17 protein-coding genes are annotated in these 15,711 nt (G+C 59.0%); 9 read left to right on the top strand and 8 right to left on the bottom strand.

Annotated elements, in window-relative coordinates:
• Window positions 1-7: 7 nt before the first annotated feature.
• From BMY38_RS15675 to BMY38_RS15660, 4 genes are all read right to left on the bottom strand, one after another.
• Complete coding sequence (locus BMY38_RS15675) at window positions 8-808, bottom strand: ABC transporter ATP-binding protein (RefSeq protein ID WP_092764600.1); 801 nt, start codon at window positions 806-808, stop codon at window positions 8-10.
• Complete coding sequence (locus BMY38_RS15670; protein WP_092764598.1) at window positions 795-1,556, bottom strand: ABC transporter permease; 762 nt, start codon at window positions 1,554-1,556, stop codon at window positions 795-797. The genes BMY38_RS15675 and BMY38_RS15670 overlap by 14 nt, the downstream gene beginning before the upstream one ends.
• A gap of 74 nt (window positions 1,557-1,630) precedes the next feature.
• Window positions 1,631-2,605: an ABC transporter substrate-binding protein gene (locus BMY38_RS15665; protein ID WP_175495917.1), complete on the bottom strand. Its 975-nt coding sequence runs from the start codon at window positions 2,603-2,605 to the stop codon at window positions 1,631-1,633.
• 85 nt (window positions 2,606-2,690) lie between these two features.
• Complete coding sequence (locus BMY38_RS15660; protein ID WP_092764596.1) at window positions 2,691-3,383, bottom strand: FadR/GntR family transcriptional regulator; 693 nt, start codon at window positions 3,381-3,383, stop codon at window positions 2,691-2,693.
• Between the two features lie 164 nt (window positions 3,384-3,547).
• Between BMY38_RS15660 and BMY38_RS15655 the strand changes: the two genes are divergently transcribed.
• On the top strand, window positions 3,548-4,231 hold the full coding sequence (locus tag BMY38_RS15655; protein ID WP_092764594.1) for a fumarylacetoacetate hydrolase family protein: 684 nt from the start codon (window positions 3,548-3,550) through the stop codon (window positions 4,229-4,231).
• A gap of 510 nt (window positions 4,232-4,741) precedes the next feature.
• Window positions 4,742-6,343, top strand: coding sequence for a thiamine pyrophosphate-binding protein (locus tag BMY38_RS15650; RefSeq protein WP_092764591.1), 1,602 nt, complete (start codon window positions 4,742-4,744; stop codon window positions 6,341-6,343).
• On the opposite strand, the gene BMY38_RS15645 is transcribed toward BMY38_RS15650, so the two are convergent.
• Window positions 6,340-7,167 (bottom strand): nitroreductase family protein, encoded by an 828-nt coding sequence (locus BMY38_RS15645; RefSeq protein ID WP_092764589.1) that lies wholly within the window; start codon window positions 7,165-7,167, stop codon window positions 6,340-6,342. The two genes, BMY38_RS15650 and BMY38_RS15645, sit on opposite strands and share 4 nt — an antisense overlap.
• Entirely contained in the window at window positions 7,160-7,774 is a 615-nt protein-coding gene (locus BMY38_RS15640; RefSeq protein ID WP_092764587.1) for a glutathione S-transferase family protein, read from the bottom strand. The genes BMY38_RS15645 and BMY38_RS15640 overlap by 8 nt, the downstream gene beginning before the upstream one ends.
• A gap of 187 nt (window positions 7,775-7,961) precedes the next feature.
• Between BMY38_RS15640 and BMY38_RS15635 the strand changes: the two genes are divergently transcribed.
• The 7 genes from BMY38_RS15635 to BMY38_RS15605 are packed head-to-tail and all read left to right on the top strand — an operon-like array spanning window position 7,962 to window position 13,832.
• The gene (locus BMY38_RS15635) at window positions 7,962-8,669 is read left to right on the top strand and encodes a succinate dehydrogenase/fumarate reductase iron-sulfur subunit (protein ID WP_092764585.1); all 708 of its coding nucleotides are present in this window, start codon (window positions 7,962-7,964) and stop codon (window positions 8,667-8,669) included.
• Window positions 8,666-8,995, top strand: a complete 330-nt coding sequence (locus BMY38_RS15630; protein WP_092764583.1) for a succinate dehydrogenase — start codon at window positions 8,666-8,668, stop codon at window positions 8,993-8,995. The genes BMY38_RS15635 and BMY38_RS15630 overlap by 4 nt, the downstream gene beginning before the upstream one ends.
• The gene (sdhC, locus tag BMY38_RS15625; protein ID WP_092764581.1) at window positions 8,992-9,333 is read left to right on the top strand and encodes a succinate dehydrogenase, cytochrome b556 subunit; all 342 of its coding nucleotides are present in this window, start codon (window positions 8,992-8,994) and stop codon (window positions 9,331-9,333) included. Before BMY38_RS15630 ends, sdhC begins: the two co-directional genes overlap by 4 nt.
• Complete coding sequence (locus tag BMY38_RS15620; protein ID WP_092764579.1) at window positions 9,333-11,087, top strand: L-aspartate oxidase; 1,755 nt, start codon at window positions 9,333-9,335, stop codon at window positions 11,085-11,087. The genes sdhC and BMY38_RS15620 overlap by 1 nt, the downstream gene beginning before the upstream one ends.
• Window positions 11,084-12,043 (top strand): fumarate hydratase, encoded by a 960-nt coding sequence (locus BMY38_RS15615; protein ID WP_092764578.1) that lies wholly within the window; start codon window positions 11,084-11,086, stop codon window positions 12,041-12,043. The genes BMY38_RS15620 and BMY38_RS15615 overlap by 4 nt, the downstream gene beginning before the upstream one ends.
• Complete coding sequence (locus tag BMY38_RS15610; RefSeq protein WP_175495916.1) at window positions 12,040-13,170, top strand: CaiB/BaiF CoA transferase family protein; 1,131 nt, start codon at window positions 12,040-12,042, stop codon at window positions 13,168-13,170. Before BMY38_RS15615 ends, BMY38_RS15610 begins: the two co-directional genes overlap by 4 nt.
• Window positions 13,167-13,832 carry a fumarate hydratase C-terminal domain-containing protein gene (locus BMY38_RS15605; protein ID WP_092764574.1) on the top strand — a complete coding sequence of 222 codons (666 nt, stop codon included), beginning with the start codon at window positions 13,167-13,169 and terminating at the stop codon, window positions 13,830-13,832. The genes BMY38_RS15610 and BMY38_RS15605 overlap by 4 nt, the downstream gene beginning before the upstream one ends.
• Here BMY38_RS15605 and BMY38_RS15600 read toward each other — a convergent pair.
• Together BMY38_RS15600 and BMY38_RS15595 are read right to left on the bottom strand one after the other, a co-directional pair.
• Complete coding sequence (locus BMY38_RS15600) at window positions 13,829-14,968, bottom strand: mandelate racemase/muconate lactonizing enzyme family protein (RefSeq protein ID WP_092764572.1); 1,140 nt, start codon at window positions 14,966-14,968, stop codon at window positions 13,829-13,831. The genes BMY38_RS15605 and BMY38_RS15600 overlap by 4 nt on opposite strands.
• Window positions 14,968-15,711: a sulfite exporter TauE/SafE family protein gene (locus BMY38_RS15595; protein ID WP_092764570.1), complete on the bottom strand. Its 744-nt coding sequence runs from the start codon at window positions 15,709-15,711 to the stop codon at window positions 14,968-14,970. The genes BMY38_RS15600 and BMY38_RS15595 overlap by 1 nt, the downstream gene beginning before the upstream one ends.

The following is a 15,711-nucleotide window of genomic DNA, read 5'->3' as shown; positions in this document are numbered from 1 at the left end:
GAGCCCCCTATTCCACATAAGCGCGCAGTGACGCCCATATCTGATCCACGATATCAAGGTATTCAGGGGCCCGACGAATACTTTCGACCCCTATGGCACGATTGATATTTGGACGTATAATCTCGTGAACGCGGCTTGGCCGCGGTAATAGCAAGGCGATTTGGTCGGAACAGTAGACCGCTTCTTCGATAGAGTGGGTGACAAAAATGAATGTTTTGTTCTCATTCGCAACAAGTGCCAGCAAATCTTCCTGGAACTTGCGCCGGGTCTGTTCATCAACGGCTGAAAACGGCTCGTCCAGCAGTAACACATTTGCATCAACCGAAAGGGCGCGAGCAAGGCCGACACGTTGACGCATACCTCCCGAAAGCTCGTGAGGATACGCTCCTTCAAACCCTGCGAGTCCAACGTCGTTGATATACTTGGCCGCCTTGTCCTCACGTTCCGATTTCGCTACGCCACGCAATTCCAACCCGAATGCCACATTGCGCATGACACTGGCCCAGGGCAGCAATGCGAAATCCTGAAAGACAAAGGCACGGTTTGGGCCTGGACCGGTTACCGGTTTGCCATTGACGATAATCTTTCCGGTATCAGACTTTAGCAGGCCAGCAATGATCTTCAGGAGTGTGGTTTTCCCACAGCCGGATGGTCCGAGGAGAGAGGTCAGTTGCCCGCGTGGAAAATCGAGTGACATATTTTTGAGCGCTTCGACTGCGCCATAGTTTTTGGATACTCCCTGCACTGAAACGGCGATGTCCTGTTCCAGCGATTGCGCGTCGGCGAAGGCACTCTCAGTCTGAGACATAACCACGATCATTTCCTTTGAAGAGAATATTTTCTGTTTTTTCCAGCAGATTCAGAAACAGGACAGCGAGTAGAATAATAGAAAAGATGGCCGCATACATGCTGGGATAATCGGCGATAGAGCGACTGTAGGATATGATGTCACCGACACCGGTCGGGGTGATTTTCAACTCGGCGAGGATTGCACCGATGAATCCGGCAGACACACCCAGGCGAAGACCAGAAAAAATCACCGGACTGGCTGCGGGAATAATGATCTTCAGCAGAATATGTCGATCCTTTGCTAGAAACGACTTTGCCATTTCTTTCATCGACGCTGGTGTATTTCGCACGGCACTGCTGGTGCTCAGCACGATTACCGGCATGGACATGATGCAGACAACAAATACCTTTGACGTCAGCCCAATACCGTAGACCATGACCAATAGCGGGATCAAGGCCGCAAGTGGGGCAGCCTGCATCACAATGAATATAGGAGAAAAGAGCCATTCGAACCGTGTACTCAAGCCGATCCAAAGACCAAAGCCGATGCCAAGAACGGTCGATATTGCAACACCTGTAATCAAGGGCTTCAGCGTTTCGGCGTAAGCCACGAATATGCTGCCATCGAATGTCATGCGGGCCAATGCGGTCATAGATTCAATGAACGTAGGAAAGGCATAGCTGACGGGGATACGGCCCGCAATTTCCCATGCACCGAAAACCAAGAGCGCGGAGAGGACTTTCAAAAGGAGCGATCGATGTTTCATGACACCTCGGAGGACTGCAAAGGCGAGTAAGGAGCTGTCACCGACAAATTGAAATGCCAGTGACAGCGGTCAGGTTACTTCGCTACGGCATCCAATGGAGCAAGATACCAGAAATCCTCGATATTCATTTCGGCAGGATCGCCGTCCAACTGCCCGGACGCTGAATACCATTCGAGGTCGGCCATTGCCGCGGTACGACCGCCACCATTGGGGTCATACAAACCACCTTCCACCGCTTCGGTGTAAAAGTCGTCAAGCGTGGCCAATATCTCGCCAGGAAGCTGACCGATAGGGCCATCGGGATTGGTTTCGCGGCTGATTATCGTCGGATCCTCTGCCATATCCTGCCAAACGCTGGCCAAGGCTGCGACAAGAATATTCACCTGCTCGCTGTTTTCCTGAATCCAGTCGAGATTAGCAAACAGCGCCTCATCGCTGGCATCGACATCGAACATGGGCAACACGTTAAAACGGTCGCCAGCCTCTGCGATGATCTTGTTCTTGTTTGACAGATCAAGGATCGTAGCCTGCGCTTGACCGGCAAGCATTGCCACAACCCGATTGGAAGATCCTGGTACGTAAGACCGCTCTCCAAACTTCATATCCATCCGGCTTTCAATGACATTGGCGATGGAGTCAGTGCCGCCGCCACGCGAATGCAGCATAATCGGCTGACCATCAAGCTGGTTGAGTTCGGTGTATTCTTCGACGGCGACAGGGAAGAATTTCAGCTTAGAAAGCTGAAAGATGATACGGAGCGGTGCCCGGCTGCGCTGCATTGCCGAATATGGCGTGCCGAAGCCGATATCCATCTGGCCGCTCAGGATTGCCTGGATAGCCAGCTCTTCATCTGAAAACGCGGTCCATTCATATTCGAGGCTATTTGCCTTGGCCCTTTCCAGGGCGACGAAGAAAGCGGCCAATTCATCCGACGGTGTTTCAGCAAGTGCAATCTTGATTGGCTCGGCCTGTGCTGCTGTAAACGTCATGGCAACAGCCAACGGAACAGCCAGCGCAGTTTGCGCGAATTTCTTGACAAAATGTTTCATGGTTCTCCTCCCAGTGAACTCTAATCTTGATTATTCTTGCCGGGGTGGCGCCGTTTGAAGCTTGTCCTCGATCTGTATTTAGTTGCTATGCGTCCTTGAAAAGACGGTCCGAAACCGAACGCAAGTGGGTCCGCATTGCATCATGTGCGGCATCAGCATCCCGGGCGGCGATCGCTGCCACGATTGCATCGTGCTCTGCAAAGCTTGTGTGGGTTGGCGATGGCCGTACACTTGAGCGCACAACGCTTCCCCAGGAAACGGCTCTCCGCACCAGATTCAACTTTTCAAACAGCGCAACGAGAAGCAGGTTATCACTGGCGGTTGCAACATGGTGGTGCAGCAGATCGTCCTGCTCTTCGTATTCGGCCCAGGTGGTGGCGTCCCGAGTGCGATTCATCGCTCTTTCCATCAATCGCAGGTCATCACCCGATGCATTGATCGCCGCCTCTCGCGCAATCGCAGGTTCGATTACCAATCGGGATCGCATCATCCGGAATGGAGTTAACTTACGACCCAGGTCGACAATTTCATCCGATGAAGCGGCCGCCGCATCTTCCTCGGCAAGAAAAGTCCCCTTCCCTACGTGCCGCCAAACTGCGCCTTCACGTTCAAGCGTGTCCAGTGCCTTGCGCAGTTCTGTTCGGGTCAGGGCAAGACGCTCGGTCAACTCGCGTTCCGCTGGCAGGCGATCGCCCGACGCATACCCACCATCTGCAATGAAAGTTCGCAAAAGCTCGAGCGATGGATCGCGTTTTACGAGTTTGCTGGCGTTGAGCACGTATCCCCCTGCTGGTTGACCAATTCACGAATGATTCCGCTTCACCTGCACAAACCATTACCTCTTGGTGCGCTTAAATCAACACATATTATATTGGTTGGGATTGATCTGCCCACGCTCCCCGACTATCAGTGGCATGATCGCTTTGACCAGGGAGAACATAAGTGACTGAATTTGTTATTACACCGCCTCCGATTGCCTCCATCCCCGTTGTTCGGGGCGGGGCTTTTCCTGTTCGTCGCGTCTATTGCATTGGTCGAAATTACGCGGCCCACGCCATCGAAATGGGGCATGATCCCGATCGTGACCCGCCTTTTTTCTTTCAGAAGAACCCAAACAACTTGGACGCTACGGGCATCTTCCCTTATCCCGCGCAAAGCAGCGACGTACATCATGAGGTCGAGCTGCTCGTCGCATTGAAGTCCGGCGGCACGAACATCACGGTTGAAGATGCGCTTGATCACGTGTGGGGCTACGCGCCGGCACTCGATATGACGCAACGCGATCTTCAGGGACTGGCCAAGAAGATGGGGCGCCCCTGGGAAATCGGCAAAGCCTTTGAGCATTCCGCACCAGTTGGGCCGTTGCAGCCTGTTGCAGATACCGGGCATCTGGACAGCGGCAAAATCGAATTGTTGGTCAATGGCGAGGTCCGGCAGACCGGTGACATGAATCAGATGATCTGGAAGGTGCCGGAGATGATTTCTTATCTGTCCGAGAATTTCGAACTGGCCCCTGGCGATGTCATCATGTCGGGTACTCCCTCTGGCGTGGGACCCGTTGCGCGGGGCGACACGATGGTTGTCACAATTGAAGGCCTGGCCGACCTGACGGTCAAGGTTGTCTAGCCCTTGACGCATCGGCTCGCAGCTGGAACTGGACTGTGGCTGCGGGCGACGTAACGTAAAGGGTTGCTGCTTGCACCTGTAAGACTGGAGGCTCGCTTGCATCGGTGTGCCACGCGTAATGGCCCGGCCAGTTTCCGGCGCACCGAACCACAATTACACGTTGATGCGTCATGCCGCCGTGAACACATCTTTCGTCAACGTGAGGTAGATGTTTCGATCTCATATCCTGCGTAGGATAATGGTCATGCTTCGCCGAAACCTGTCGGCATGCAGAACCATCTCAGGAAAAACAGTGCCGCTGATCGTATCTGTTACGTGGAATACCTCTTTGGAATGGCCGCTTGACAAGCAACAGGTCATGGCGAACCTTCACGACGGGCAGGTTAGGATGACAGACCGCCTGACCTGGTCATTCCTGCATGCATTCGGCCATTACCCGGACAAACGCTGGAGGTCAGCGAGCGGATACGCACGGATGATCCCAAGCGTCTCAATCAAGGAACGGACATCATGAGAGGCGCAGACCTTCTGGTTCAAACGCTGTCGAGAGCGGGCGTCACTCGTATATTTTCGCTGTCGGGCAATCAGATTATGCCGATCTATGATGCCTGCTTCGATGCCGGGATCGAGATCATTCATACACGCCACGAGGCCGCCGCCGTCTTCATGGCGGAGGCATATGCCCAACTGACAGGGACGGTCGGCGTGGCCATGGTGACAGCCGGAGCGGGGGCGGCGAACGCTCTGGGCCCGCTTTTCACCTGCTCGGAATCGGAAACACCTGTCCTGCTGCTCACCGGCGACTCGCCGATCGGTCAAGACGGCTGGGGCGCGTTTCAGGAGCTGGATCAGGTTCCGATGACGGCCCCTGTGACCAAGTTGTCTTTCCGACCCAAGCGCGCGACGGATTTTGGCATCGACACTGTCCGTGCCCTGCGCACCGCCATGTCGGGCCGGTCCGGGCCCGTGCACATGGCCCTGCCCTTCGATCTGGTCGAAGCCGATGTATCGGGCGGCGTGGTTCCTCCCGCGCCAATCAGGGAACCGATGCCCTTGTCCGCATCTGACGCGCGCGCCATCGCGCAGGCTGTTGCCAAATCTCAGCGCCCGCTGATCCTGTGTGGCCCCGCCATGAGCGAGACCCGCAATCCCGGCCAACTGGCCGCGCTGGAAAGCGCTTTGGGCGCGCCCACGATCGCCATGGAAAGCCCGCGCGGGCTGAAAGATCCGGCTTTGGGGAATGTCGCAAAAGCGTTGGGCCAGGCCGACCTGATCGTCGTATTGGGAAAACGCATCGACTTCACGCTTGGCTTCGGCGGAAACAACGGTGTTGACCCCGCCTGCAAATGGATGGTGATCCAGGCGGACGCGACTGAGCGTGATCGCGCCCACCGCAATCTTGGTACCCGCCTGAATGCATGTTTTGCGGCCGATCCTCGCGACAGCATCGACGTTTTGGCTGGATCTGGCCAAGGTGGCCACGACGCTTGGCGCCGAGAGGTCGCAAATCTTGTCGCCGCCCGCGGCTTCAGTGCAGAAAACAACGTGCCGTCGGGCAAAATCACCCCCGCCCAGCTGTGCGCTGCGGTTCAACGCCAGATCGGCAAGGCTGAACGCTCGATTGTCATCTGCGACGGTGGCGAGTTCGGCCAGTGGGCGCAGGCCGCCACGCATGCCGATCACAGAGTGATCAACGGCATATCCGGTGCGATTGGCGGCGGACTCTGCTATGGCCTCGGAGCTAAATGCGCGATGCCGGATGCCACAGTTTTCGCTTTGATGGGCGACGGCACCGTCGGCTTCCACTTTGCCGAGTTCGAGACCGCCGCCCGTGTTGGAAAGCCCTATATCGTAGTCATCGGAAATGACGAACGCTGGAATGCCGAGCATCAGATCCAGCTGCGCGATTACGGCCCAGACCGCCTGATCGGCTGCGAATTGAGCGGTGCCCGATATGACGAGGCGGCGAAAGGCCTGGGCGCGCACGGAGAGTTTGTAACCGACCTGGCCGACCTGGATGCTGCGCTGGATCGCGCGGTGCAAAGCGGCAAGCCTGCTTGCGTCAACGTCCTGATCGAAGGCCTGCCCGCCCCCAGCGGGACTGCGCATTAGTCAAGCTTGAAGCCCTTGGCTTTTATGAATCGAGCGAAGTCGACCCGCTCCGGCAGGCTGTATTGACGCGCTTTGTCCATCGACCATGTATAAGTGTCGCTGGTCCCGAAACGCTCTGGGCTTCGCTGCGTCTTGTATGGCTGTACCTGCGCGCGATGCGCGTCATATTCCGCCACATCGGAGTCTGATGTCTCGCGGAAGCGGTCCAGATGCACGGTCGCACGAAGCGGAAGTCTGGGGCTGATCTGCGGAACTTTGGCTGGATAACCCAACGCAAGCGCGGCGACGGGAAAGACATGATCCGGTAGCCCCAGCAGGTCGCTTACCGCCTGCGCGTGATTGCGGATCGTGCTGATGGGGCAACAGCCCAGGCCCGCCACTTCCGCTGCGATAACAAAACTTGCCAGGGCGATGCCTGCGTCCAGGCTGGCGTTGAAAAATGCGTCCAGGTGGTCGTTTGCGAACCCTAACCCCTGCATATCGTGCAGTTGCCGCTGACGGCGGTTATTTGCGCAGAAAACCACCAGACTTGGCACGCCTGCAATCCAGGCTTGGGCAGATACAAGCTCCAGCAGTTGCGCTCTGAGATCGGGATCATCGACAATCACGACGTCACGCTGTTGCAGGTCGCTTTTGGACGGCGACGACAGGGCCACCGCACTTAACACTTCCATGACCTCCACAGGCACCGGGTCCGGACGAAACGCCCTGCATGAGCCGCGCCCTGCGATCCCTTGCAAAACCATATTGCCACACAAAGATTCCGGCACGTCGGGCGCATCGGAAAAGCGCGCGTTCAAACCGTCGCGAAGTGGATCACTCATGGAATTTCAGGACGGCCTGCACAGCAGGACGCGCTTCCATTCGTGCACGGTGCGCCAGAATATTCGGGAAGGCACTTTCATCCACGCCATCCCCTTTCAGCCACCGCGTCACCAAGAACAGATACGGGTCGCAGACTGAGTATTGCTCGCCCAGGACCCAAGGTCCTTTAAGGTAACGGTTCTCAATAAACTCCGCACAGCCGGTCATATTCTCCGCGACTTTCATCCGCATGGCATCGTGGGACGCCGTGTCGTCCGACCAGCGTGCGCCGCGCATCTTGTGCGCATGGGCGACATGAACGGTCGCAGCGATATACAGGTTGAACTCCTGCGCCTGTGCAAACCCGAACGGCGTCGACGGGATCAGATTCGCAGCAGAATAGGTCTGACCGATATAGGCCAGCAATGCAGGTGCCTCGGTCAGGATGCCATCGTCCATGACCAAGGCGGGCACGCGCCCCTTTGGATTAACATTCAGATAGTCCGGCTGAAGATGGTCTTTCGCTGTGAAATCCAGCAGCCGCAACTCATACTCTGCACCGGATTCTTCAAGAGCTATGTGAACCGGCAAAGCCGCTGTGCCCTTGGCATAATAGAGCGTGAACATCCCGTTTCCCCCTTGTTCCAAGCCCGACAATAGCGGTGGGGCGGTCTTTGGGAAGACCGCATAATTGTAATTATTAATTACACAATGGGTAAGAATTTATTCCTTTGTGTTAGAAAAAACTTCACCTATATCCATTGTCCACTGACTTTCCATCCGAAGGAGCTGCAGTTTGGCGGATAAGCACCAGATGTCTGTTTCTGTCTGGCGCGGTGCGGCTGCCGGGTCTTTTCAATCCTTTGATGTGAAGATGGAAGAGAACCAGACCGTCCTCGATGTAGTTGCCTGGATTCAGCAACACGCAGACCCGACGCTGAGCTATCGCTACGCTTGCCGCGTGGGCATGTGCGGTTCTTGTGCGATGATGGTGAACGGCACCCCGCGCTGGACCTGCCGCACGCATGTCAAGAAGGTGTTGGTCGACGGCCACATGGAAATCGCACCCTTGCGCAATCTGCCGGTGATCAAGGACCTGGCCACCGACATGGACCCGTTTTTCGACAAATGGGTCGCCGCTGAAGGCCTGCACCACCCGACCCAAACCCGCCACGATCCGATCGAGGCGATTGACCCGGCCAGCGCAGGACGTGTCGAGGTCAATGCGGGCATCGAATGCATCAACTGCTCCGTCTGTTATGCCGCCTGTGATACGGTCGCCGGTAATCCCGACTACCTCGGTCCGGCCGCGCTACAAAGGGCGTGGAGCGTCTATAACGACAGCAAGGACGCGGGCAAACAGGCCATCCTCGATGCGGTGTCCGGCGTGGGCGGCTGCCACAATTGTCACAGTCAGGGCAGTTGCGCGGTGCATTGTCCGAACGAATTGAACCCGATGAACGCCATTGCGGGGCTGAAGCGCGAAACCGCCCGCAATTTCTTCAGGAGACGCGCAAGATGACATTCAGGCTCTACATGGTGCAGCGCATTTCCGCACTGATCATGGCCCCGCTGGTGCTGATGCACATCGCGGTGATGATCTACGCGATCCAGGGCGGGCTATCGGCTGAGGAAATCCTTGGCCGAACCCAGGGCAGCGTCCTGTGGTTCCTGTTTTACGGCACATTCGTCGTCGCGGTTTCGATCCATGCAGCGATCGGCCTGCGCACAGTGCTGTCTGAATGGGCGGGCCTGCGTGGAACGGCCTTGAACGCTGCCGCCTGGGCCGTCCTCGCCCTGCTCCTGATCCTCGGGATGCAGGCTGTCTACGGGGTCACGGCCACATGATACGCGGATACCGGACCCACACGCTTTGGGTGGCATTTCTGCTCCACCGTATCTCGGGCGTGGCGCTGGCCCTGTTCCTGCCGCTGCATTTCTGGGTGTTGTCCTATGCGTTGACCGCGCCCGAAACGCTGGATGGACTCCTGCTCTGGACCGATCTGGGCATCGTGAAATTCTCGGAATTCGGCCTCGTCTTCCTGCTGTCCGTCCACATGTTCGGCGGATTGCGCCTTATGGCGCTGGAATGGCTGCCTTGGACATCGGGCCAGAAAACTGCGGCTGCAAGCGCGGTTGCCGCCTCGACGCTGGTGGCAGGCGTCTTCTTTCTGAGAGCAATCTGATGCAGATCGATAGGCATGACACCGATATCCTGATCCTCGGCACTGGCGGTGCAGGGATGTTCGCCGCCCTTCATGCGCAACAGAGCGCACCGGCTGGAACGAAGATCACGATCGCCGTCAAAGGTCTGATCGGCAAATGCGGCTGCACCCGAATGGTTCAGGGCGGCTACAACGTGGCCCTAGGTGGCGGCGATACGGTCGAGCGGCATTTCATGGATACGATCCAGGGCGGCAAATGGCTGCCCGATCAGGACATGGCCTGGAAACTTTGCGAACAGGCCGTTGTGCGCATTCGCGAGCTGGAAAACGAAATCGGCTGCTTCTTCGACCGCAATCCCGACGGCTCCCTGCACCAGAAGGCCTTCGCGGGTCAGACGGCAGACCGCACCGTCCACAAAGGCGACCTGACCGGCATCGAGATCATCAACCGGCTGATGGAACAGGTCCTCGCCCGCCCTGTCGAGAAATTGCAGGAACACCGCGCCATCGGCCTGATCCCGACCAAGGACGGCAGCGCGCTTGCAGGTGTTCTGATGATTGACATGCGCACCGGAAAATTCCGTTTCGTGCGCGCCAAGACCGTGATGATGGGCACCGGCGGCGGGCCGACCATGTATAAATATCACACCCCCAGTGGTGACAAGACGATGGACGGTCTGGCCATGGCTTTGCGGGCGGGCCTGCCGCTGCGCGACATGGAAATGGTCCAGTTCCATCCGACCGGATTGCTGGCGGGTGACCATACCAAGATGACCGGCACTGTGCTGGAGGAAGGACTGCGTGGCGCGGGTGGGCGGTTGCTGAACGGGGCCGAGAACCGTTTCATGTTCGACTACGACGCCAAAGGCGAACGCGCGACCCGCGATGTGGTCAGCCGTGGTATCTATGCGGAAATGCGCAAGTCCAACACGACCGCGAACGGCGGCGTTTACATCTCCATGTCTCACCTTGGCCCTGACAATGTCCGCGCCAAATTCCCCGGTATGGTCAAACGCTGTGCCGACAGCGGTTTCGACCTGGCCGCAGGTAAGGTCGAGGTCGTGCCGACCGCACACTACTTCATGGGCGGGGTCATCGTGGATCCGGACACCCGCACCGCGATGGAAGGCCTGTACGTGGCGGGCGAAGATGCGGGCGGGGCGCATGGCTCCAATCGCTTGGGCGGCAACGGGGTGGCGAACTCGACCGTTTACGGCGGCGTGGCGGGCGATGTGATGGGGACGGACATTCGCAGCATGGGCGCCTTGCGCGACCCTGACGAAGCCGTGCTGGAGGCCGAAGTCGCCCGCGCATTGCGTCCTCTGTCGAACAGGATCGCCCCGATCCAGCCGCTCCGCGACAAGCTACAGGAAGCGATGTGGGAAGATGTCGGTGTCATGCGCACCGAAATCGGCATGCGGCGCGGTCAGGCCCGTATCGCCGACATTCAGGCCGAACTTATGGAGACCGGCATCTCTGGCGACAACCTTGCCTTCAACCTGACATGGCACGACTGGCTGAACATGGCGTCGCTGTGCGAAATTTCCGAAGTCATAACCGAGGCGGGTCTTGCCCGCGAAAACTCCCGCGGGGCGCATTTCCGCGAAGATTTCCCCGAGAGCGGATCGATGGAGAGCAGCTATTTTACCTTTGCAAGGCAGACTGGCGCGGAACTCGGCGTCAGTCGCGAGGACGTGAAGTTTACAATCGTTCGCCCCGGCGAAACCATCTTGCCGGAAGGCGAACCCATATCACTGGTGGAGGCCGCAGAATGATCCCGATCGACATCATCCAGAAAACCGCCGAGACCTTGATGGACAAGGCCGCCATCGAAATCCCTCAGGATTACCTCGATGGGTTGCAGGCCGCAGCAGAGGTCGAGGACGGCGATCTTTCGTCCTTCGTGTTGCAGGCGATGCTGGAAAATTACGAGGCCGCCAAGGAAGACCGCCGCGCGATGTGCGGCGATACCGGCACCCCGCGCTGGTACGTGAAAATGGGCAACGAAACTCAGATCGAAGGCGGCCCGATTGCGTTGGAAGCCGCCCTGCGCCGGGCCACCGCAAACGCCACCAACGGAGTGCCCCTGCGTCCGAACCGCGTGCATCCGCTCTGGCGCACGGATCACAACAACAATGTGGGCATTGGCGCACCCGAGATTGAATATGGCTACGAGCCGGGCGGTGAGTGGATTGACCTGATCACCGTCCACAAGGGCGGGTTGTTCGGCACGGACTACCGGATGCTTTTCCCGTCGGACGGGATCGAAGGCATCAAGCGGTTCTACCTCGACAGCCTTATCGCATTCGGCAAGCGTGGGCTTGCCTGCCAGCCTGCCATCATCGGTATCGGGCTTGGCGGCTGCAAGGACACCTGCATGGTCCTGGGCAAGCGCGCCGCATGCCTGCGCACGGTGGGCAGCGAGAATTCCGATCCGAAAATCGCAGAGCTGGAGCGGGAGTTCAAGGAACTCGGCAACTCCATCGGCATGGGCGCAATGGGTTTCGTCGGCAAGTCGATGGTGGTCGATTGCAACATCGAGGTCGGCTATTGCCACACGGGCGGCATGCAGATGTCCGTCCACGCCTTCTGTCTGTCATCGCGCCGCGCGGTCGCGCGGGTCCATGCGGACGGACGAGTGGAATACCGCACCGACCCCGACTGGTTCACCGCCTACCAACGCCGCGAAACGGTCGAATGGGACGCCCCTGCATTGGATGCCGCGGAATGAGCGGACCGCTTGCAGACATAAGAATCCTCGACCTTACCCATGTTCTGGCGGGGCCGTATGCCACTGGTCAACTGGCGTTGATGGGGGCCGAAGTGATCCGCGTCGAACGCCCCGGTGGCGACGATTTCGTGCGCGGGCATGGTGGCACGAAGGCGATGCGCGACGCAGGGCTTGGCGCATCCTTCCTCAGCCAGAATTCAGGGAAAAAATCCGTGGTGCTGGATCTGAAGACCACGGAGGGCCTGAATGCCGCGCTATCACTGGTCGCGCAGGCGGACGTGCTGGTGCAGAATTTCCGTCCCGGCGTGGCAGAGCGTCTCGGTCTGGGCTTCGACGCCACCACGACGCGCAAGTCCGATCTGATCTATGCAAGCCTGTCGGGCTACGGCCCGGACGGCCCCCTCGCCTCCCGCCCCGCTTATGATCATATCTTGCAGGGCGTCAGCGGGTTGATGGCCATGACCGGCAGTCCCGAAAGCGGTCCGCTGCGGGTTGGCATCCCGATCGTGGATTACGTCGCAGGCCAATCCCTTGTTGCGGCCATTCTCGCGGCCCTTTTGCAACGCGCAAAACAGCCGTCGGTACCGCAAGAGCTTCACGTCTCCATGCTCGACGCGATGACCAACCTGATGGGCGCATATGCGGTCAACCACCAGACCACCGGGGCGCTGCGCGGGCTGGACGGCAATCGCGCGTTCTCGGACTCGCCTTTCTCCGGCCAGTTTGATTGCGCCGAGGGGCAATTGGTCGTCACCGCCAACACGGTCGCGCAAACGGACAGACTGTGCCGTGCACTTGGGCGGCCGGAATTGGCGCAAGCCGACGCTCAGACCGTAGCGGATACGCTGACGCGCGTTTTTGCCACCATGCCCGTCGCCCACTGGGACACTTTGCTGGCTGAGGCAGATGTGCCCGCCGGTCCCGTCCTCGATCTTGGCGCGGCTTTGGCGCAACCGCAAATGAAGAACTCTCCGTGCTGGCACGATCTTCCCGTGCCGGAACTGGACCAGACCGTCCGTGTGCCCGGCCTCAGCTTCCGCGCCCCCTGGGCACCCGTCCAGCTTAAGCCCGCCCCGACGTTCGGGCGCGACACCGCCGAAATCCTGTTATCGGAGGCCGCACAATGAGCCCGCGTAAAATTCGCCTCAGCACTACGCCCACGCAAGAGGCGCTTGACGATCTGCGTCTTGGCGACATCGTCTATCTGGACGGCCTGATGTATACGGCTCGCGAGGGCGTTTACAAACGCGCGCTGGAGGACAAGGCCAACATTCCGATGGAGTTGCCGCGCGACTCGGCGGCAAACTTCCACTGCTCCCCCGCCGCGCGGATCAACCCTGACGGCACCTTCGAGATGGGGGCGGTGACCGCCACGGCGTCGTTCCGCTTCGCCAAATGGCTGCCTGAATGGATGGCGAAATCCGGTGCCAAGCTGATCATCGGCAAGGGCGGCATGACGTCGAAAGACTACAAAGCCTTCTTCGTCCCCAACGGCGCGATCTACCTCTCGACAGTGGGCTATGGCACCGGCGCGCTTTTGGGGCGCGGAGTGGAGAAGGTCGAGGCGGTCCACTGGAACGAGGAACTGGGCTTGGCCCAGGCCATGTGGGTGATCAAATGCAATAACATGGGTCCCTTCATTGTCGCCTCCGACAAGAACGGCGATTGCCTGTTCGAGCGCGAAAACGCCAAGGTCGCTCAAAATCTGGAGCGCGTCTACGAAGGGACCCGGCCCGCAACGCTCAAGAGATATGGCGAGACTGACGATCGCAGCGACGAGGTGATCTAGACCCGCGCCTCCAGGCTCAGTGTCTGGTATTGAGCCAACTCTTCGGGCAGCTGTTCGACGCCTAGCCCCGGTGCCTCGCTGATTGCGAACAATCCGCTGCCCTGCACCCCTGCCGCATCAAATGCGTCGCGCAAGGGGTTGGGGTTCACGTCGACTTCAAGCATCCCGTCCCCGCCAACCGCCGCCAGCAGATGACCCGAGGCAATCAGCCCGATGCCGCCACCCAGGAAATGCGGGCAATAGCGCAGCCCCGCATCACGGACATTGCGGGCGACGGACGCGCAGCCGCTCAGGCCGCCCCATTTTACGATATCGGGCTGAACCACCGACAGATGCCGCGCGGAGATTGCGGCGGCGAACTCCGTATGGCCGGCAATGTTTTCGCCACCCGCCAACGGAGTCTTGAACCCCGCTGCCAGCTCGGCCCAATCTGCGGTCGGCAAGTCGGCACGAACCGGTTCCTCAAGCCAACCCAGACCCATCGCGTCGATCTGGGCGGCAAAAGACAACGCCTCCTTGACGGACCACGCCTGATTGACATCGGCCATCAACTGCTTACCCGTGTGCAACGTCTCAGCCATCGTGTGCAGCGTGTTAAGGTCGCGCCTGCCGTCAAAGCCGATCTTTACCTTAAACGCTTCATGCCCTGCCGCGCGGGCCCGTGCAATCAACTCAGGCGCGGCGCCAATCGCGATGCCGCTGGCATAAGTTGGAACGGCATCTGCGGCGTCCTTGTTCAGGAACCGCGCCACCGACATGCCGTCACGACGGGCAAACATATCATGCAGGGCGATATCCAGTCCCGCGATCACTTGCCGGAAAGGTCCCCATTCGCCCGATTGCAACGCACGGATATGGGTCTGTTCGGTGAGGCGGTCAAACAAGTCCCCCGCCTTGTTGACGCGCGCACCCACCACCAGATCGCAAATGTCTTGCACCAAAAGCTGTGCGCGGTGTTCTGCGGCTGCGGCGGGCCAGTTGGCGAAAATCTCTCCCCACCCGAACACGCCGTCTTGGGCCGTAAGCTTGACGAAAACCGCCGGACGGTCCCGCATCACCCCGAACGAGGTTGCCACCGGCACCTTAACGGGAACGCGAAAACTGACCGCTTCGACACGTTCGATCACGCAAGTCATCACAAAATTTCCCGCGCCATCAGGATCAACCCCGAAACCAGCATCATCGCGATCAGCAATCGGCGGAACTGGTCATCCGTAAGTCGTTTGAAGACCGTGATGCCAATCTGCGCAAAGATCATTGTCACCGGCAGAGCCATCGCGATATAGGTCAGCGTCTGCACAGTGTATGTGCCCTTGACTGCGAAGACCAAAGCGGCAACGCCCAGCACCACCACGTTGAACGGTTGCAGCACCGCCCGCGTCTCGGATTTTGTCCAGGGTCGCATGGCGCACCACATCGTCGGCAGCGCACCCGACAGGGACGCCGCACCGCCCAGAACACCGCCCGAAAATCCGATCAAGACGTCGACCACCGGCGTCGGACGCTCCAGCTTTGGCAGGGACGACCGCAGGGTGAAGAACCCGCCGTAAAGGATCAGAAATCCGGCGATGATCAGCTTCAACATATTCGGCTGCAGGACCGACAAAGCTGCAACACCCAGCGGGACACCGACCAACGCGGGCAGCACGAAGCGCATGAGACGACGTGGCTGATCCATGATCGATGCGCGCACCAACCAGACCCCTTGCAGGCCTGCGATGACCGACATGACCACCACGATGGACACCGCTTGCGCGGGGGGCATGATCTGCAGCCAAAAGCCCAATGCAAACAGAGCAGTACCAAACCCAGCCAGCCCGTTCATAAAACCGCCCGATGCGGCACCCAAGGCGAGGATCGCAAAGAATTCCAGGGTCAT

It is taken from the genome of Jannaschia helgolandensis (genome assembly GCF_900109285.1).
Classification (GTDB): domain Bacteria; phylum Pseudomonadota; class Alphaproteobacteria; order Rhodobacterales; family Rhodobacteraceae; genus Jannaschia; species Jannaschia helgolandensis.
This window is presented reverse-complemented; position numbering and strand designations above follow the sequence as displayed.

Coding starts and splice junctions, on each gene's coding strand:
- BMY38_RS15675 (WP_092764600.1), bottom strand. CDS start 808: ATGTCTCAGACTGAGAGTGCCTTCGCCGACGCGCAATCGCTGGAACAG.
- BMY38_RS15670 (WP_092764598.1), bottom strand. CDS start 1,556: ATGAAACATCGATCGCTCCTTTTGAAAGTCCTCTCCGCGCTCTTGGTT.
- BMY38_RS15665 (WP_175495917.1), bottom strand. CDS start 2,605: ATGAAACATTTTGTCAAGAAATTCGCGCAAACTGCGCTGGCTGTTCCG.
- BMY38_RS15650 (WP_092764591.1), top strand. CDS start 4,742: ATGAGAGGCGCAGACCTTCTGGTTCAAACGCTGTCGAGAGCGGGCGTC.
- BMY38_RS15645 (WP_092764589.1), bottom strand. CDS start 7,167: ATGAGTGATCCACTTCGCGACGGTTTGAACGCGCGCTTTTCCGATGCG.
- BMY38_RS15640 (WP_092764587.1), bottom strand. CDS start 7,774: ATGTTCACGCTCTATTATGCCAAGGGCACAGCGGCTTTGCCGGTTCAC.
- BMY38_RS15635 (WP_092764585.1), top strand. CDS start 7,962: ATGTCTGTTTCTGTCTGGCGCGGTGCGGCTGCCGGGTCTTTTCAATCC.
- BMY38_RS15630 (WP_092764583.1), top strand. CDS start 8,666: ATGACATTCAGGCTCTACATGGTGCAGCGCATTTCCGCACTGATCATG.
- sdhC (WP_092764581.1), top strand. CDS start 8,992: ATGATACGCGGATACCGGACCCACACGCTTTGGGTGGCATTTCTGCTC.
- BMY38_RS15620 (WP_092764579.1), top strand. CDS start 9,333: ATGCAGATCGATAGGCATGACACCGATATCCTGATCCTCGGCACTGGC.
- BMY38_RS15615 (WP_092764578.1), top strand. CDS start 11,084: ATGATCCCGATCGACATCATCCAGAAAACCGCCGAGACCTTGATGGAC.
- BMY38_RS15610 (WP_175495916.1), top strand. CDS start 12,040: ATGAGCGGACCGCTTGCAGACATAAGAATCCTCGACCTTACCCATGTT.
- BMY38_RS15605 (WP_092764574.1), top strand. CDS start 13,167: ATGAGCCCGCGTAAAATTCGCCTCAGCACTACGCCCACGCAAGAGGCG.
- BMY38_RS15600 (WP_092764572.1), bottom strand. CDS start 14,968: ATGACTTGCGTGATCGAACGTGTCGAAGCGGTCAGTTTTCGCGTTCCC.
- BMY38_RS15595 (WP_092764570.1), bottom strand. CDS start 15,711: ATGACCCTGGAATTCTTTGCGATCCTCGCCTTGGGTGCCGCATCGGGC.